Here is a 16,444-nt window from a genome sequence, read left to right on the forward strand (position 1 = left end):
AACCCAGGGCGGTTCAGATGTCTGCCGGTGCCCAGTCAAGACCGACGATTTGCCGTGGCGATAACCAAACTTGCGCAACGTGCTCGACCAGACGTGGTGTGCCGCTGGCAAGTCGACACCAGAAGGTCGTCAGGGTAACGACGCCGAACGAGTACTCGTGGCGGGTCGTGGTGACTTCATCGTCAATCCGGACCACGCAGTCGAGTTCCTCGCGAATCTCGCGAGCTAGTGCGTCCCGTGGAGCTTCGCCGCACTCGATCTTCCCGCCGGGGAACTCCCACTTCCCAGGGAAAACACCGCGCGAACTCCGTTGCACGCATAGGACCTTGCCGCCTTCGACGATCACCGCACCGACGACACGGATCTCTTTGCTCACGTATCTTCCGCTCTTCCTATGCATGGCCATGTCGCACCGCAATCGGCAGGGGCAATAGGTCGATCTCCTGGTGCGAAGGCCAACGAGGCTCGAAGGGTGCAACTCGACCATAGGGTTGTCGCGGGCTTCGTTGTAGGTGGGGCCCGCACTCCCTGCTCTCAGGTTGCCTGGGCTCCAGTCGGGTCATCGCCGGCCCCGGGTAGCGACAGAGCGATCGCCAGCTACGCGAGCAGCTCGCGCACCGCGCGCTCGATCGCCACCTGCTCCTGCTCGACGGTCCGGCGACGCTTCGACGTCGGGATCGTGAGCTTCGTGCCGCTCTCGTACAGGTCGAGGACCCGCGGGTCGATGTATGACCCCTTCGCGATCGTCGGGGTGTTGCCGAGGTACGCCGCGACCTCCTCGACGGCCGCCTTGATCGCGCGCCGGCGTGAGGCCTTGGTGTCGCCGGGCTCCTCGGAGCGAGCGAGCGCGACCGCGGCGTGCACGGTGGCGTGCCAGGTGCGGAAGTCCTTGGCCGTGATCGACTCGCCCTCGAACAGCTCGGCGAGGTACTCGTTGACCAGCGCCGCCTCGAGGTCGCTCCACCGGCGCCCGTCCTTGTACGCGAGCAGCCGACCCGAGCCTCCCCTCCGCCGACGCATCACCGCCAGGGCCGCTGCCACCTCTTCGTCCTCGATCGTGATCGACTGGTCGATCCCGCCCTTGCCGACGAAGGCGAAGACCAGCGCCCCCTTCGCCGCCCGCACGTGGCTGCGCTCCAAGGTCGTCAGCCCGAACGACCCGTTGTCGTCGGTGTAGCTCTGGCTGCCGATCCGGAAGTACCCGAGGTCGAGCAGTCGCACCGCCGCCGCCGTGGCCCGGGTCAGCGGCATGCCCTCCGCGCCGAGGTCGAGGGCGATCCGCTTGCGCGCCTCGGGGAGACGTCGGGCCGCGGTGAGGACACGGTCGTACTTCGCCTCGTCGCGCTTGACCCGCCACTGCGGGTGGTAGAGGTACTGCCGCCGCCCGGCATCGTCGGTGCCCACCGCCTGGATGTGACCGTTGGGCACGGGGCAGATCCACACGTCCTGCCACGCGGGTGGGATCGCGAGGCCGCGGATGCGCTCGACGTCGTCGGCCGGCAGCCGCTGGCCGTCGCCGTCGAGGTAGGTGAAGCCACGGCCCGCCCGTCGGCGGGTCCACCCCTTCGAACGGGGGGAGACGGTGCGCAGCCTCATGGGGGGATGATGCCGCAGGTCGAGGGCGAAGGGGGCGGGAGCGGGACGCGGCATCGATCCGATCACGAAGGGGGTGACGTGCCTGGTCAGGGCGCTGGGCTGGGGTAGGTGTGGGCTGGATCGTCCGGCAACGAAAGGCCCTCGTGAGCTCAACCGCCAAGACCCTGCTCGTGATCTGCGGCGCCGTCCTCGCGCTGTGCGTCGGGCTCTGCGGCGTGGGTGCCGTGGCCAGCCTGATCGGAGGGCCGGCGTCAACGGCGAACGAGAGTGCCTCCGGCGCGAGCTCGACAAGCCGGCCGTCGACCAGCTCGTCGACCACCTCGTCGACAACCTCTGCCTCCTCCTCGACGAAGCCCGAGCCCTCCCGGTCGTCCGGGAAGTCTCCGACCACGAAGGCGGCGTCGACCGCGACCGCGAGCTCACCCCCTTCGCCCTCGCCCAAAGCCACCACCGGTAAGCGGCCGTCCGCCGTGCCCGCCGGCGCGCTGGCGGTCCCAGTGCTCAGCGTCTATGACGGCGACACGATGCGCGTGCGGGTCAAGGGGACCTCCGAGCGGGTGCGGATCATCGGACTCGACGCCCCGGAGCTGAACCCGAAGGAGTGCTTCGGGCAGGAGTCGGCGTCGAAGATGCAGTCCCTGGCACAGAGCCGCACGGTGTGGATCGCCGCCGACTCGACCCAGGGCGACCGGGACCGGTACGGACGGCTGCTGCGGCACGCGTACGACAGCTCGGGGACGTCGCTCGCCGAGACGATGATCCGCGGCGGGTTCGCCACCGAGTACACCTACGCGCGGGCCTACGCGGGCCAGGCCGCTCACCGACGTGCCGAGGCGACGGCGAAGAGCAACGGTCGGGGGATCTGGAGCAGCCGCTGCGCCCAGCCCGAACCGGTGCAGGCCGCGCCGGCACCGAAGCCCAGCTCCGCGGCGCCCTCGCCGAAGCCCAGCCCAGCGGCTCCTCAGCCGAAGCCCAGCTCCGCGGCGCCGACACCTGCGGCCCCCTCACCGACGCAGCAGCAGAGCTGCACGATCAAGGGCAACATCGCCAGCGACGGCGAGAAGATCTACCACCTCCCCGGACAGCGGTACTACGGCGTGACGAAGATCAGTCCGAGCAAGGGCGAGCGGATGTTCTGCTCCGAGCAGGAAGCCCTGAACGCCGGCTGGCGGCGCGCCAAGGTCTGAGGTTCCCCGGGGGTCTGCGAAGAGGGTGGGGAGCCGTTCGTCTGAGGTTCCCCGGGGATCTGCGAAGGGAGTGGGGAGCCGTTCGTCTGAGGTTCCCCGGGGATCTGCGGAGGGGGAGGGGAGCCGTTCGTCTGAGATTCCCCGGGGATCTGCGAAGGGGTGGGGTCGGATCAGGTGGTGCGGTGGAGCTTGTGCGGGGCGGCCTGGGCGAGCGGCTTGACGGTCATCTTGTCGATGTTCACGTGGTGCGGCAGGCCGGCGACCCAGGCGACGCACTCGGCGACGTCCTCCTGGGTGAGCGGCTCCTCGACCCCGGCGTAGACCGCCTCGGCCTTCTCCTCATCACCGTCGAAGCGGACGAGGGAGAACTCGTCGGACTTCACCAGCCCGGGCGCGATGTCGCAGATCCGGACCGGTTCGCCGTTGAGCTCGAGGCGCAGCGCGTCGGAGACATACGCCTCGGCGGCCTTGGCACCGCAGTAGCCGGCGCCCTTCTCGTAGGCACCGTGCGCGGCGATCGAGGTGATCGTGATGACGGTGCCGCGACCGGCACGCAGGGCGGGCAGCAGCGCCTGGGTGACCGCGACCGTGCCGATGACGTTGGTCTCGTACATCGCCCGCCACTTCGCCAGGTCGGCCTCCTCGACGGTCTCCAGCCCGAAGGCGCCGCCCGCGTTGTTGACCAGCAGCGCGACCTGCGGCCCGGCGGCGTTGGCGAGCGCGGCGACCTGCTCGGTGTCGGTGACGTCGCAGGTGACCGCCCGCGCCCCGATCTCCTCGGCGAGGGCCTCGATCCGCTCGGTGCGCCGGGCGGCGAGGACGACGTCGTAGCCGTCGGCGGCGAGTCGCTGCGCGGTCGCCTTGCCGATGCCGGAGCTCGCTCCGGTCACCACGGCGACTCCGGGCGAGCTCTGCGTGATGGCGGGTGCGTCGGAGGTCATGGCGCCATTCTCCCCGACCGGGGCAACCCGGGGTTGGTCGCGCCTGCCAAGGCAGCTGCGGCGGTCGCCCTTCGCGCACCGTCAGGCGAAGGGGGCGAGCAGCGGCCCGCTCGCGGCCCAGGCGGCAACCGCGCACGCCAGCGCGAAGCTGACCAGCCATACCACCGCGGGCACCCCGGTCAGGTGGGCCAGCGCACCGGTGTCGCTGCGCGGGCTCCGGTCACCGACGAGCGAGCCGAGGTGACGCCACGCGCCGACGAGCAGGACGACGCCGACCCCGACGAGCACGTGCTGCTGCACCGGGTCCTCCCGCCACCACCAGAGTGTCCCCACCGACAGCCCGACCGTGAGGACCACCAGCCCGGTCAGGGCCGAGCGGACGAAGAGCAACGCCACGAGCAGCGCGACCAGGCTGGCCGCGAGGACCGGGGCGGCCCACCCCTTCGCGCCCGCCAGGACGAGCCCGGCTCCGACGAGCGCCGGCATCGGGTACCCCGCCCACGTCGTCGCGACCACGCCCAGTCCTCGTGCCGGCCCGACGGTCACCGCGTGCCCCGAGGCGTCGCCGCGCAGCACGAAGCCGGTGAACCGCCGACCCGCGGCCACACCGACCACCGCGTGCCCGAGCTCGTGGACGAGCGTGACCGCCAGGCGCAGATGCCGCCACAGCGCCGGTGTGGCGGTGGCGGCGACCGCGACGACGAGCACGACGGCGACGCCGGTCCCGGTCAGGGCCGCCGGCTCGGCCACCGGGCGCAGGCGCGCGCTCAGGTCGCTGGGATCCACGCCCCGCACGGTAGGGGCGGCACCTGTCATCGCGCTGTGGGTCCCTTCGAGGCTCCTTCGTCGCAGCCCGGGGAGCGGGGGGTCGGCCGCAGCCCGGACGCCTTGGCAGGATCGGGGCATGAACAGACGTGTCACCGACCGCTTCGACGGTCAGATCCTCGGGGCGGGCTCGACCAGCGGGGTCCGTCTCGTCGTCGGCGACTGGGCGGACTCACCGCTCGGTGCCTTCACCGATGTCATGGTCGCCACCGCAGACGGCACCCGGGTGCTCCTCGCCCCGAGCGCGCAGGTCGGCGACTACGTCAGCGCCACCTACCACTTCGACGAGGTGGTGACCTGCCCGGTCGAGCTGCAGCACAACGGGATTAACGCGTTGGGGTGGACCTGGCAAGTCGACGCAGGCCCCCTTCGCGTGTCGCTGCGCATCGGGGACCGGACGGGCACGGGCCGCTTCCTGCGGGCGCTGCCCGCCCCCTTCGCCACCAGCCGGCTCGCCTCGGTGCTCGGCGACCCGGTCGCCCGGGTGCTGCATCCGGGTGTGCGCACCTACGGCAGCGCAGGCAACGGGAGACGCGAGTACTACGGCGCCCGCGACCAGCACGCGGTGATCTCGCTGTCGGGGACCTGGCACGGCACCGACCTCGGCGCGATCGCACCCCTGGACCCCGCGCCGGACTTCGGCTTCAGCTCCGCACCGCGGCGGCCCAGCCTGACCCGGGTGCGCACGACCGTGACCCGACCCGCGGGTAGGTCCTAGGGTCGAGAGAGGACCGACAACCGCAAGGAGGACCACATGGCACGCGTCATGATCATCGGTGGGCACGGCAAGATCGCACTGCTCGCCGCGCCCCTGCTCGTCCAGGATGGGAACGAGGTCACCTCGGTGATCCGCAACCCCGACCAGAGCGACGAGGTCGAGCAGACCGGAGCCCGCGCACGGGTCGCCGACATCGCGACCCTCGACGCCGACGGCTTCGACGAGCTGCTCGCCGGGCAGGACGTCGTCGTGTGGTCGGCCGGCGCCGGCGGCGGGGACCCCGACCGCACCTATGCCGTCGACCGGGACGCCGCGACCGCGTCGATGGACGCCGCGGCCCGGCAGGGGGTCGACCAGTACGTCATAGTGAGCTACTTCGGTGCCGGTCCCGATCACGGTGTGCCGCAGGACAACCCGTTCTGGCACTACGCCGAGGCCAAGACCGCGGCCGACGAGCACCTGCGCGGCTCGGACCTCACCTGGACGATCCTCCAGCCGAGCAAGCTGACGTCCGGTGAGGCGACCGGGACCATCGACGCCGATGCCGACGAGGCGGACGAGGTCGCGCGCGCCGACGTAGCGCGGGTCATCGCCGAGACCGTCCGCGCCGGCGCTGCTCTCGGGGGTCAGACCGTCCGCTTCAACGCCGGCTCTACGCCCATCGCCGACGCGCTCGCCGCGCACCAGGGCTGAGGCCGGTCATGGCTGAGATCACGCTGCTGCACAACCCGCGGTGCTCGACCTCGCGGCACGCCAAGGAGGCCCTCGAGGAGGCCGGCGTCGATGTCGAGGTCGTGGAGTACCTCAAGTCTCCGCTCGACGAGGTCGAGCTGCGCCGGCTGCTCACCCAGCTCGAGGACCCGGCGAGCGACCTCGTGCGGCGCGACTCCTACTTCGCCGAGCAGGGTCTCAGCGATGAGGACGTGCGCAGCCACGGGCAGATCGTCGAGGTGCTCGTTGACCACCCGCGGCTGATGCAGCGTCCCGTGCTCATCCGCGGGGACCGCGCGATCATCGGCCGTCCGAAGGAGCGGGTCGCCGAGTTCATCGGCTGACCTCCCTTCGCCGATCGAAGAGGAGACGTCACCTCGAGGTGACGTCTCCTCTTCGAACCAGCGGGCCCCGCGCGCTCGGCCAGCGGGTCGAGGGGGGGGGTCGCTCAGCTCTCCCGCTGGAAGACCGGGACGTCCGGGGTCGACTCGCCCTCGACGTAGCGGTAGCCGCCGCCGTCGAAGTCGCGCACCGCCTTCGCCGAGCGCACCCGGTGCTGCACGAGCCAGGCGGCCATCTCGCCGCGGGCGCGCTTGGCGGAGAAGGAGATGACGCGCCACTGCCCGGACTTCGCCCGGTCCTCGAAGCGCGGCGTGATCACCCGCCCGTCGAGCTCGCCGAGATCCACTGCCCCCGAGTACTCCTGCGAGGCGAGGTTGACGACGACGTCGGCGCCGGGGCTCTCCTGCAGGTCGGCGGCGATCTGCTCGGTGATCGCGGCACCCCACCACTGGTAGAGGTTCGCGCCCCGGTCGGTGGCCAGCCGGGTGCCCATCTCGAGCCGGTAGGGCTGCATGAGGTCCAGCGGGCGCAGCACCCCGTAGAGCCCGGAGAGGATGCGCACGCACTTCTGCGCCTCGGTGAGGTCGCGGGCGTCGAAGCGGCCGGGGGCGTCCATGCCCTGGTAGACGTCGCCGTCGAAGGTGAAGATCGCCGGGCGGGCGTTGGCGGGGGTGAAGGGGGTCTCGAAGTCGGCGTAGCGCTGCGCGTTGAGCTCGCCGAGGTCGGCGGAGATGCTCATCAGCTCGGAGATCTCCTCCGGGGACTTGCCCCGCATCACCTCGACGAGCTCGCCCGCCTGCTCGAGCATCCGCGGCTGGGTGTGCTTGCGGGTCGGCAGCGGGGTGTCGAGGTCGAGGGACTTCGCGGGGGAGAGCAGGGAGAGCACCCTTGCAACGTACCGGAGTGCGGCACGTGCCCCCCGATGGCTGCGCGGGCTCGGTAGGCTCGCGCACGTTGTCGAGGACAGGGACAGGTGCGATGCGCAGAGCAGCAGGGGTGGCCGCGGTGGCGGCTGGGTTGATGCTCACCGGGTGTTCGATCGGTGTCGGGTCGGAGGAGCCCGCGACGAGCGCCAGCCAGGACGAAGGGGGAGGGTCGGCGAGCGCCACCGGGTCCGAGGACGAAGGGGGAGGGTCGGCGAGCGCCACCGGGTCCGAGGACGAGGGCGGTGAGAACTCTTCGGAGGAGCTGGACACCCAGGCTGGCGAGCCCGGCGTCGACCCGGAAGAGCCGCCGGAGCCGATCGCGACCGTCGAGGCGCCCGCGACCGACTCGACCGGTGAGCCCACCACCCTGACGGTGGACCTGCTGGAGGCTCGCCGTGAGGACGAGCTGCTCGTGCTCACCTTCCGTTTCACCCCCGCCGAGGGCGACGGCAAACCACAGTGGCTCTACCACTACCTCGGGCAGCAGACATGGGCACCGCAGGTGATCGACACGACGAACCTGCGCGTACACGACGTCGTGAAGGGTGAGGGGCAGCCGAAGCCGCTGCTCACCGACTACCAAGGGACGAAGTTCGGCCCGGGCCAGCGCTACTACGCCTTCGCCGTCTTCGCGGCCCCGCCCGAGGACGTCGAGAGCGTCACCGTCAACGTCGTCGGCGGTGCTAGGTCCCTCACCGAGGTCCCGCTGTCGTGAGGACGGTCGTCCTGGCTGCTGCCGGCGCCCTGCTGCTCGTGGGCGCTGGCCCTGCGGCGGCCGAGCTGCCGCCCGGAGCGAAGGGGGAGGAGATCGGCTCTGCGCAGCGTCAGGCCTCCGTTGCCGATCTCGACCGCCGCGTCAGTCCTCTGGACCTGGAGGGCTCGGTCTCGGAGCTGGAGAGCGAGTCGACCGACGGTGACGAGCAGGTGCTCAGCCTGCGCAGCGACATCCTCTTCGCCTTCGGCAGGGCCGACCTCACCCCAACCGCCACGAAGGCCATCGGCGACCTCGTCGACGAGGTGCCCGAGGGAGCCACGATCGAGGTCGAGGGACACACCGACTCCATCGGCGGGGATGCCGACAACCGCGAGCTCTCGAAGCGCCGCGCACAAGCCGTCGCCGACGCCATCGCGAAGGAACGCAGCGACCTGAGCTCGACCGTCACCGGCAAGGGTGAGAGCGAGCCGGTCGAGCCGAACACCGTCGGCGGCGAGGACAATCCGGAGGGCCGGGCGCTGAACCGCCGGGTCGAGGTGCGCTGGGAGCGCTGACGCCCCCTTTCGCAGATCCCCGGGGAACCTCAGACGAACGGTCACTCCCGACCCGGCCCGCCCTTCGCAGATACCCGGGGAGCCTTAGACGAACGGTCACTCGCGACCCGGCCGCCCTTCGCAGATCCCCGGGGAACCTCAGACGAACGGTCACTCGCGACCCGGCCCACCCTTCGCAGATCCCCGGGGAACCTCAGACGAACGGTCGACGCGGCTCAGCGCTTGTTGCGGCGCACCAGCCAGATGATCAGGCCGATCACCATGACGACAAAGCCGAGGCAGCACAGCGCGCCACCGGCGAGCATGAGCAGGGAGCCGCCGACCGAGATGCCGTCCCCGAGGACGAACTCGCCGTTGCACGCGATCGTGTAGTCGCCGGCCTCGGTAGCCTGAACCATCAGGACCTGCTCGAGGCGCTCGCCGTTGACCTCCACGGAGAAGTCCCCGGGCGAGCTGTCCTGAACGGCGCCCTGCGGACCGCTCGCCTCACAGCGCACGTCAGACGAGCTGGCCCACACCATCTGCGTCTCGCCGGCCTCCATCGACACGGTGTGCGAGCCGGTGTACCGCTCGGCGCCGGAGAGGTCGGTCACGGACGTGTAGGTCTGCCAGCCGCCGATCGCGAGCAGGACCAGGGCGATCAGGCTGAGCAGCAGACCGATGATGGCGGTCCACGGCTTGCGCCGCTTCGGCTCGGGGGTCTGGTAGGGCGATGGGGCGTTGTACGGCGCGCTCATGCCGACCATTGTGGCTGATCGACCGCGCCCCGGCGAGGACGCGCCGGTCGGTGCGGGGACAATCGGGCAGGTGAGCTCACCCCTTCGCGTCGCCTCCTACAACGTCAACGGCATCCGGGCCGCGCAGCGCCGCGGGTTCGAGCAGTGGCTGGCCCGCCGGGACCCCGATGTCGTCGCGCTGCAGGAGGTGCGTTGCCCGGTCGATCAGGTGCCCGAAGGGGTATTCGGTCACCTGCACGCGACGTACGAGCCGGGTCAGATCCCGGGTCGCAACGGGGTCGCGGTGCTGACCCGCGAGCCGCCCGCTGCGGTGCGCACGTGGTCCGGCCAGGCGTGGGCGATCCCTTCGAGGCTCGGGCCTGGCGGCCCTCACACGCCAGGGGGCGATGGGACTCAGCCTGGCGAAGGGAGTCGGCTCGACACCCCCTTCGCCACCCTGGCCCGGGGGATCTCCCGCTACGCCGACGAGGGCCGCTACGTCGAGGTCGACCTGGCCGACCGGCCGCTGACCGTGGCCTCCCTGTACCTGCCGAAGGGGGGTCTGCCGGTCGAGCTGCAGAAGCCGGGCCGGATGCGCGAGGCACCCGACGGTGGGGTCAAGCACGAGCGCAAGCTGCACTTCATGGACGCCTTGGCCCGCCACGTCACTCGCTCGCGCAAGGCTGCTCGGGACGCGGGTCGGGAGTTCCTCCTCATGGGCGACCTCAACATCGCCCACCTCACCCACGACGTGCGCAACTGGCGTCGCAGCCACCAGGCAGAGGGGTTCCTGCCCGTCGAGCGGGAGTGGATCGACACGCTCATCGGCCCGCGGACGCTGGTCGACGTGCTCCGTCGCCAGGTCGGCGAGGTCGACGGCCCGTACTCGTGGTGGTCGTGGATGGGGCAGGCCTTCACCAATGACGTCGGCTGGCGTATCGACTACCACCTCGCGACGCCGGGCCTCGCGCGGACCGCGGTCGCCGCCGGTGTCGACCGAGAGCCCAGCTACGAGGAGCGGGTCAGCGACCACGCCCCGGTCGTCGTCGACTACGACCTGGGAGGGTGGACGACGTGAGCGAGACCACCACGCGTGAGACCACCCCGCGCAAGACGACCCCGAGCCCCGCCCTCTTCGAGCCGATCACCTTGCGAGAGCTGACCATCCGCAACCGGATCTGGCTCGCCCCGATGTGCCAGTACAGCTGCGAGGGCGACGGGGTGCCGACCGACTGGCACCTCGTGCACCTCGGCGCGCGTGCGGTCGGCGGCTTCGGCCTGATCCTCACCGAGGCCGCCGCGGTCGCACCCGAAGGTCGGATCAGCCCGCAGGACGCCGGCATCTGGGACGACACCCAGCGCGACGCCTGGCGCCGGGTCGTCGACTTCGTCCGGGCGCAGGGGGCGGCGATCGGCATCCAGCTCGCGCACGCCGGCCGCAAGGCCTCGACCTACCGCCCCTTCGCGGGCGAGCCGAAGGGCGCGGTGCCCGCCGACGACGGCGGCTGGCCGACGCTCGGACCGAGCTCCACCCCCTTCGAGGGACTGCCGACCCCGCGGGAGATGACCGCGCAGGACATCGAAGGGGTGGTGGCCGCCTTCGCCGACGCCGCCCGGCGGGCGGACCAGGCCGGCTTCGACGTCGTGGAGATCCACGGTGCGCACGGGTACCTCATCCACTCCTTCCTCTCGCCGCTGAGCAACCACCGCGACGACGGGTACGGCGGCTCGCTCGAGGGGCGGGCGCGGCTGCTGCTCGAGATCGTCGACGCGGTCCGGGCGGTCTGGCCGGAGGGCAAGCCGGTGCTCGTGCGGCTCTCGGGCACCGACTGGGTCGATGGCGGCTGGGACATCGAACAGACCGCAACGCTCGCCTCGTGGCTCACCGAGCGCGCGGTCGACCTCGTCGACGTCTCCAGCGGCGGCAACGTCATCGCCGACATCCCGCTCGGCCCCGGCTACCAGGTGCCGCTCGCCAGCCGGGTGCGCGAGGCAGGCGTCGTCACCGGGGCGGTCGGGCTGATCACCGACCCCGCGCAGGCCGAGGCGATCCTCACCGGCGGGCACGCGGACGCGGTCCTCCTCGCCCGGGCCGCCCTGCGCGAACCCTCCTGGCCGCAGCGCGCCGCCGCCGAGCTGGGCCTGACCTGGCGCGAGGCTCCGTACCCGCCGCAGTACACCCGGGGCGCCTGGCCGACCGAATGAGGCGGCGCACCCTTTGCCCGAGCCACCCCCTTCGCCCGACCTACCCCCTTCGCCAGTCGTGCCAGCCGGTCAGAAGTGGCGGGCGCGTCCCGCGACACACCCGCCACTTCTGCCCACAGGGCAGATCTGGCGACCTTCTGGGCACCGGGCCATGGCGAAGGGGGGAGCCGCACGGTGGAGGATGGGGGCATGACCTATCGAGTCGACGAGTACCAGGCGGCCGCGGGCCGCTACGCCCACGGCGCCGCTGCGACCAGCGGGACGGGCATGGTCTACCGCAGGTGCGGCCGGTCCGGGCTGGACCTGCCGGCGATCTCGCTCGGGCTGTGGCACAACTTCGGTGACGACATGCCGCTGGAGACCCAGGCCGCGATCCTGCGGCGTGCCTTCGACCGGGGCGTGACCCACTTCGACCTGGCGAACAACTACGGGCCGCCGTACGGCTCGGCCGAGCGCAACTTCGGCACCCATCTGCGCCGCGACCTCGGCCGCTACCGCGACGAGCTGATCATCAGCAGCAAAGCGGGCTACGACATGTGGCCCGGCCCCTACGGCCAGGGCGGCGGGTCGCGCAAGTACCTCATGGCCAGCCTCGACCAGAGCCTGCAGCGGATGGGGCTGGACTACGTCGACATCTTCTATAGCCACCGCTTCGACGACACCACCCCGCTCGAGGAGACGATGGGCGCGCTGGACTCCATCGTCCGGCAGGGCAAGGCGCTCTACATCGGCATCTCCAGCTACTCCGGCGAGCGCACCCGCGAAGCCGTGGCGATCCTGCGCGAGCTCGGCACGCCGCTGCTCATCCACCAGCCGAGCTACTCCATGCTCAACCGGTGGGTCGAGGAAGACCTCCTCGACGTCCTCGGCGACGAAGGGGTGGGGTGCATCGCCTTCTCGCCGCTGGCCCAGGGCATGCTCACCGACAAGTACCTCGACGGCGTACCCGAGGGCTCACGAGCGGCGCAGGGCAAGTCCCTCGACCCGGCCCTGCTCACCGACGACGCGCTGCGGCACGTGCGGGCCCTCAATGCGATGGCCGAGCGCCGCGGCCAGACCCTCGCCCAGATGGCGATCGCCTGGATCCTGCGCGACCAGCGAGTCACCTCGGCGCTCGTCGGCGCGAGCAGCGTCGCCCAGCTCGACAGCACCCTCGACTCCCTGGGTGGGCTGGACTTCACCGACGACGAGCTCGACGCCATCGACCAGCACGCCGTCGAGGCCGGGATCAACCTGTGGAAGCCGTCGTCGGACGCGTGACGAGGGGGCGCGCGCGGGCCGAGGGGCGGTGCGTAGGGTCGAGAAGGTGACGCCGACCCAGCCACCGACCGGCGCCGCACGTCACCAGCAGCGCCCGCCGCGCCGTGATGGCGGTTGGCTGGCTCTCCTCGCGCTCACCGCCACCGGCCTGCTCGCCTCCTTCCTCGTCGCGGGTGACGACCCCGGTGGTCCGGGAGGCCAGGCCGAGCCGACCGGATCGGCGAGCTCTTCAAGTCAGGCCGGGGTCGACGGCACCTCGCGGCAGGCTGACCCGGGCACGGGTGACCCCCCTTCGCCCGCGTCCGGCAGCGCGAGCAGCCCGGCACCCTCGCCGTCATCCCCCGAGGTCGTCACCTCCGGATCCGGCACCCTCGTCGCGGTCCCGGTCGCCGGCAAGGACTCCGGTCGCGACGGCCGGACCGTGCGCTGGACGATGGAGGCCGAGAAGGGGCTGGGTATCGACCTCGAGCCCGTCGGCGCCCTCGTCCGGCAGGTGCTGCAGGACCGGCGCGGCTGGGAGACCGAGGAGGGGGTCGCCTTCCGCTACCTCACGCCGAAGGAGCGCAAGAACGGCGCAGACGTCGACGTCACGGTCGTCCTCGCCAGCCCGGACAAGACCGACGTGCTGTGCGCGCCGCTAACCACCAGGGGTGACGTGTCGTGCATGCAGCGCGGGCGGGTGGTGCTCAACAGCAAGCGCTGGCTGCGCGGCGCCGACGCCTTCGGCGACGATCTCGAGGGCTATCGGACCTACCTGGTCAACCACGAGATGGGTCACGCCCTGCGGTACGGGCACGTCCAGTGCCCGGCGAAGGGGGAACGCGCGCCGGTGATGATGCAGCAGACGTTGTCGTTGGGCGAGTGCGAGGCGTGGTCCTGGCCGGTCGGCGACGGGGTCGGTAGGCGGTAGCCGGGGCGGTCGACGCCGTGGCGCGACCCTGGATGACGGGGCGGTCGCTCGGGCCGACCGGTCGGCGCCCGGGGGCCGGGCGGTCGGCTCACACCCCTTCGCCCTGCTCCGGGTCGACGACGACGAGACCACGTGCGGCCAGGCTCGCCACCGCGTCGTGCACGAGCCGCGCTGACTCCGGGTGCTCCCCGAAGGCCGCGACGGCCAGAGCTTCGAGCTCGCCGACCGAGCGAGGCGTGCCGGTCTGGGTCCAGACGAGCTCGCCGAGCCCGGCGAGCAGCACCGGCTGGTGGTGGAGGAGGACGAGGACCCGGCCCTCGTGGGCGATCGCGTCGGTCCACGGCAGCCGGCGCACCACCGCGCCCGCGGTCAGCGGCCACTCATCCCAGCTCGCCCCCGACTCGCTCGAGGGCGGCAACCGCTCACCCGGACGGGGCGGGAGGTGCACCCACTCCGGCGCCGGCCGTTCCCGTTCCTGAAGCAGGCTCCGGAGCAGGCCGAGACAGTCGCCGATCTCGCGGTACTCCAGGCGCAGCGGTGGGCCGCTGCGGGTGGCCGCCCGGGCGAGCTGCTCGAGCCCGTCGGGCAGGGCGAAGACCGAGGAGGTCTCCGGCAGGAGGTCCTGCAGCTGGTCCAGCAGGTCCACCTCGACCAGCCGGGGCTCGTCCGCCTCGTCCGACCGCGCCAGGGTGACCATGGCGGCGACGACCGGGTCGGGGTGCGTCGGCGCCAGCCCGAGGTCGTCGGGTGACCGCTCGTCCTTGTCCTGGGCGGTAGGCGCCTCACCCATGCGGGTGGGGATGAGGGAGGGTGGCTTCGGGTAGGGGGCCAGCCGCGCCTCGCCCCCGACCCACGTGATGACGACGCTCTCGTCGGTGACATAGCCGAGGTGACGGCCAAGGGTGGCGCTCGCGGTCGACTTGCCGGTGCCGGACGGGGCGACGAGCACGACGGCCCGCCCGGCGGCGTCGGTGAGCGCGGCGGCGTGGAGGAGCAACGCTCGCCCAGTGAGCCGGGTGATCCCGCGCCTGGTCAGCGCGCGGGAGAGGTCGTAGGGCAGGGCGTGCAGGCGGTGGTCGTCGTAGGGCACGAACACCGGGGGCGAAGGGGGGTGCCGGTCACTCTCCTGCAGCTCGCCGAATCGGTGAGCGGGGACCGGGACGACGGGCACCCGGTCCTCGTCAAGGGCGATGGTGGCGGGGTCTGCGTCAAGCTCCTCGCACCGCGACCAGCGACGGCGCATCTCCTTGACGGCCGCGACGGGCAGGTGGGTGAGGTCGAGGATCCACCGGCACCCCATCGCGGTCAGCGGTATCGAGGTGCTGTCGTCGGCGGCCACGGTGCCAATCTAGGTCCCGGTGCGGCTGCGCGGGTCTGGGGCGCATCGTGCCAGGTCAGGTCGTTGCCAGGAGTGGTGAGGCGATAGCGTAAGGGGATGAACAGCCCCGGTCCCGCGCAGGCCACCGCGCTGCTCGATCAGCTCGACGGGGTGATCGACAGCTTCGAGGCGCTGCAGCGCTATCTCGACGACGTCGTCCACGTCGTCGCCGCCGAGGTACCGGGCTGCGACGCCGTCGGCATCACCCTGGTCGCTGACGGCAAGGCGACGACGGCGGCCTACACCTCGGCGGTGACGCTCGACATCGATGCGATGCAGTACGCGCTTGAGGAGGGCCCCTGCCTCGAGGCGCACGAGACCAAGCAGGTGGTACGGGCCGAGCTCGACGAGGCGTACGACCGGTGGCCGAGGTTCACCGACGCCGCCCAGGAGGAGAAGACCCGGGCGCTCATCGCCTATCCGCTGCTGGCGGGGGGCACGTCGGTGGGCGCGCTCAACCTCTATGCCAGGTCGGCCAGCGCGCTCGCTGGGACCGACGATGTCGTGATGCTCGCGGCGGGGGCTCACGTCGGGCGGGTCGTCGCCGCGGGGCTGAAGGTGATCGAAGCCCGCGAGCTGGCCGGTCAGCTCGAGCAGGCACTGGCCAGCCGCGCCGTCATCGAGCAGGCCAAGGGTGTTCTCATGGGACGGCACGGGTTCACCGAGGTCGAGGCGTTCGACCTGATCAAGAAGCAGTCGCAGCGCACCAACATCAAGCTCCGGCTTGTCGCACGCTCCATCGTCGACGACGCGACCGGGTCCCAGCTCCCGAGCGCCGGGCAGGCCGTAGACTGACCCCACCCTGAAGCCAACCGGGGATCGCGCGAGCGGCCCGGTTGGTGCACCTGATCCGCTGCCCGTCAGTCCTCGCGCGGCCCTCGCCCCGAGGAGAGCGGCACGTGGCGCAGCGCGACCGAGCACGTCCATCACGCCTGTGGCGTCCCCGCGTGGCGGAGCAGCCGTTGCTCACCTGGGTCGTCGACCCGCTGAGCGAGACGGTCCGGTCCCAGATCGGGGCCGTGCGTGACGTGGTGATGGCCGTGCACGACCGGATCACCGTCGAGGTGGTCCTCACCGGTGATCACGCCAGCTCGGAGCATGTGGCGGCCGGCGTCATCGCCCTGCTCGCCGCCGACGGGGCCACCCCGGTGCAGGCTGTCGAGGACGTCGTGCGGGCGCACGCCGACGAGGGGATGGACGTCGCGAAGCCGTCCTCCTTCGCCGCGATCGCCCACCGCCGCTCCCAAGACGGTGAGGCGGTGGAGATCTTCGCCGCCTCGGACCGGGCTCGCGCGATGGCCAGGGAGGACCGCAGCGTGGCGCGCGACCTGGGCGACCCCCGCGACCACGCGTTGTTCTTCAGCGGCACCACGGGGGTCCACCGCCTGCCGGCTCCCGACCGCGGAGCCCGCGCAGTGCTGGCCGCGCTGGAGGAGGTCCACCCGGCCTGACGACCTGGG

Annotated in this window: 19 protein-coding genes; 12 read left to right on the forward strand and 7 right to left on the reverse strand. The window is 71.8% G+C overall.

Going from position 1 to position 16,444, the window contains the following annotated elements:
* Window positions 1-13 precede the first annotated feature (13 nt).
* Entirely contained in the window at window positions 14-376 is a 363-nt protein-coding gene (locus FB557_RS01325; protein ID WP_144854936.1) for a (deoxy)nucleoside triphosphate pyrophosphohydrolase, read from the reverse strand.
* Window positions 377-597: 221 nt separating this feature from the next.
* A complete protein-coding gene (locus FB557_RS01330) occupies window positions 598-1,596 on the reverse strand; it encodes a DNA topoisomerase IB (protein WP_144854938.1) in 999 nt (332 codons plus the stop codon).
* Window positions 1,597-1,739: 143 nt separating this feature from the next.
* Here FB557_RS01330 and FB557_RS14425 point away from each other — a divergent pair, with 143 nt between their 5' ends.
* The gene (locus tag FB557_RS14425) at window positions 1,740-2,783 is read left to right on the forward strand and encodes a thermonuclease family protein (protein WP_246074299.1); all 1,044 of its coding nucleotides are present in this window, start codon (window positions 1,740-1,742) and stop codon (window positions 2,781-2,783) included.
* A gap of 170 nt (window positions 2,784-2,953) precedes the next feature.
* On the opposite strand, the gene FB557_RS01340 is transcribed toward FB557_RS14425, so the two are convergent.
* Together FB557_RS01340 and FB557_RS01345 are read right to left on the reverse strand one after the other, a co-directional pair.
* A complete protein-coding gene (locus tag FB557_RS01340) occupies window positions 2,954-3,724 on the reverse strand; it encodes an SDR family NAD(P)-dependent oxidoreductase (RefSeq protein WP_144854940.1) in 771 nt (256 codons plus the stop codon).
* An 81-nt stretch (window positions 3,725-3,805) separates the two neighbouring features.
* The gene (locus tag FB557_RS01345) at window positions 3,806-4,510 is read right to left on the reverse strand and encodes a M50 family metallopeptidase (RefSeq protein WP_246074301.1); all 705 of its coding nucleotides are present in this window, start codon (window positions 4,508-4,510) and stop codon (window positions 3,806-3,808) included.
* A gap of 118 nt (window positions 4,511-4,628) precedes the next feature.
* Here FB557_RS01345 and FB557_RS01350 point away from each other — a divergent pair, with 118 nt between their 5' ends.
* The 3 genes from FB557_RS01350 to arsC are packed head-to-tail and all read left to right on the forward strand — an operon-like array spanning window position 4,629 to window position 6,322.
* Window positions 4,629-5,267 (forward strand): hypothetical protein, encoded by a 639-nt coding sequence (locus FB557_RS01350; RefSeq protein ID WP_144854944.1) that lies wholly within the window; start codon window positions 4,629-4,631, stop codon window positions 5,265-5,267.
* A 36-nt stretch (window positions 5,268-5,303) separates the two neighbouring features.
* Window positions 5,304-5,960 (forward strand): NAD(P)H-binding protein, encoded by a 657-nt coding sequence (locus FB557_RS01355; RefSeq protein ID WP_144854946.1) that lies wholly within the window; start codon window positions 5,304-5,306, stop codon window positions 5,958-5,960.
* Between the two features lie 8 nt (window positions 5,961-5,968).
* Window positions 5,969-6,322 carry an arsenate reductase (glutaredoxin) gene (gene arsC / locus FB557_RS01360; protein WP_144854949.1) on the forward strand — a complete coding sequence of 118 codons (354 nt, stop codon included), beginning with the start codon at window positions 5,969-5,971 and terminating at the stop codon, window positions 6,320-6,322.
* Between the two features lie 104 nt (window positions 6,323-6,426).
* On the opposite strand, the gene yaaA is transcribed toward arsC, so the two are convergent.
* Complete coding sequence (gene yaaA / locus FB557_RS01365; RefSeq protein WP_144854951.1) at window positions 6,427-7,206, reverse strand: peroxide stress protein YaaA; 780 nt, start codon at window positions 7,204-7,206, stop codon at window positions 6,427-6,429.
* A gap of 92 nt (window positions 7,207-7,298) precedes the next feature.
* On the opposite strand from yaaA, the gene FB557_RS01370 reads away from it, so the two are divergent.
* Window positions 7,299-7,961, forward strand: a complete 663-nt coding sequence (locus FB557_RS01370) for an ICP22 family protein (protein WP_144854953.1) — start codon at window positions 7,299-7,301, stop codon at window positions 7,959-7,961.
* Window positions 7,958-8,515 (forward strand): OmpA family protein, encoded by a 558-nt coding sequence (locus FB557_RS14685; RefSeq protein WP_144854955.1) that lies wholly within the window; start codon window positions 7,958-7,960, stop codon window positions 8,513-8,515. Before FB557_RS01370 ends, FB557_RS14685 begins: the two co-directional genes overlap by 4 nt.
* A 215-nt stretch (window positions 8,516-8,730) precedes the next feature.
* Here the strand turns inward: FB557_RS14685 and FB557_RS01380 are convergent, their stop codons facing one another.
* The gene (locus FB557_RS01380) at window positions 8,731-9,252 is read right to left on the reverse strand and encodes a hypothetical protein (RefSeq protein ID WP_144854957.1); all 522 of its coding nucleotides are present in this window, start codon (window positions 9,250-9,252) and stop codon (window positions 8,731-8,733) included.
* On the opposite strand from FB557_RS01380, the gene FB557_RS01385 reads away from it, so the two are divergent.
* The 4 genes from FB557_RS01385 to FB557_RS01400 all read left to right on the forward strand — a co-directional run bounded on the left by FB557_RS01385 (window position 9,251) and on the right by FB557_RS01400 (window position 13,606).
* Window positions 9,251-10,309 (forward strand): exodeoxyribonuclease III, encoded by a 1,059-nt coding sequence (locus tag FB557_RS01385; RefSeq protein WP_144854959.1) that lies wholly within the window; start codon window positions 9,251-9,253, stop codon window positions 10,307-10,309. The genes FB557_RS01380 and FB557_RS01385 overlap by 2 nt on opposite strands.
* Window positions 10,306-11,436 carry an NADH:flavin oxidoreductase/NADH oxidase gene (locus FB557_RS01390; RefSeq protein WP_144854961.1) on the forward strand — a complete coding sequence of 377 codons (1,131 nt, stop codon included), beginning with the start codon at window positions 10,306-10,308 and terminating at the stop codon, window positions 11,434-11,436. Before FB557_RS01385 ends, FB557_RS01390 begins: the two co-directional genes overlap by 4 nt.
* 189 nt (window positions 11,437-11,625) lie before the next feature.
* The gene (gene mgrA, locus FB557_RS01395; protein WP_144854963.1) at window positions 11,626-12,696 is read left to right on the forward strand and encodes an L-glyceraldehyde 3-phosphate reductase; all 1,071 of its coding nucleotides are present in this window, start codon (window positions 11,626-11,628) and stop codon (window positions 12,694-12,696) included.
* A 46-nt stretch (window positions 12,697-12,742) separates the two neighbouring features.
* Window positions 12,743-13,606 (forward strand): DUF3152 domain-containing protein, encoded by an 864-nt coding sequence (locus FB557_RS01400; RefSeq protein WP_170236142.1) that lies wholly within the window; start codon window positions 12,743-12,745, stop codon window positions 13,604-13,606.
* 88 nt (window positions 13,607-13,694) lie between these two features.
* Here FB557_RS01400 and FB557_RS01405 read toward each other — a convergent pair whose 3' ends face one another.
* Window positions 13,695-14,945 (reverse strand): hypothetical protein, encoded by a 1,251-nt coding sequence (locus tag FB557_RS01405; protein WP_144854967.1) that lies wholly within the window; start codon window positions 14,943-14,945, stop codon window positions 13,695-13,697.
* Between the two features lie 96 nt (window positions 14,946-15,041).
* Here FB557_RS01405 and FB557_RS01410 point away from each other — a divergent pair, with 96 nt between their 5' ends.
* Both FB557_RS01410 and FB557_RS01415 read left to right on the forward strand, forming a co-directional pair.
* The gene (locus FB557_RS01410) at window positions 15,042-15,779 is read left to right on the forward strand and encodes a GAF and ANTAR domain-containing protein (protein ID WP_144854969.1); all 738 of its coding nucleotides are present in this window, start codon (window positions 15,042-15,044) and stop codon (window positions 15,777-15,779) included.
* Between the two features lie 152 nt (window positions 15,780-15,931).
* Window positions 15,932-16,435 (forward strand): thioredoxin domain-containing protein, encoded by a 504-nt coding sequence (locus FB557_RS01415; protein WP_144854971.1) that lies wholly within the window; start codon window positions 15,932-15,934, stop codon window positions 16,433-16,435.
* Window positions 16,436-16,444: the final 9 nt, after the last annotated feature.

Origin of the sequence: Marihabitans asiaticum, from assembly GCF_007828725.1 — a bacterium.
GTDB lineage: Bacteria > Actinomycetota > Actinomycetes > Actinomycetales > Dermatophilaceae > Marihabitans > Marihabitans asiaticum.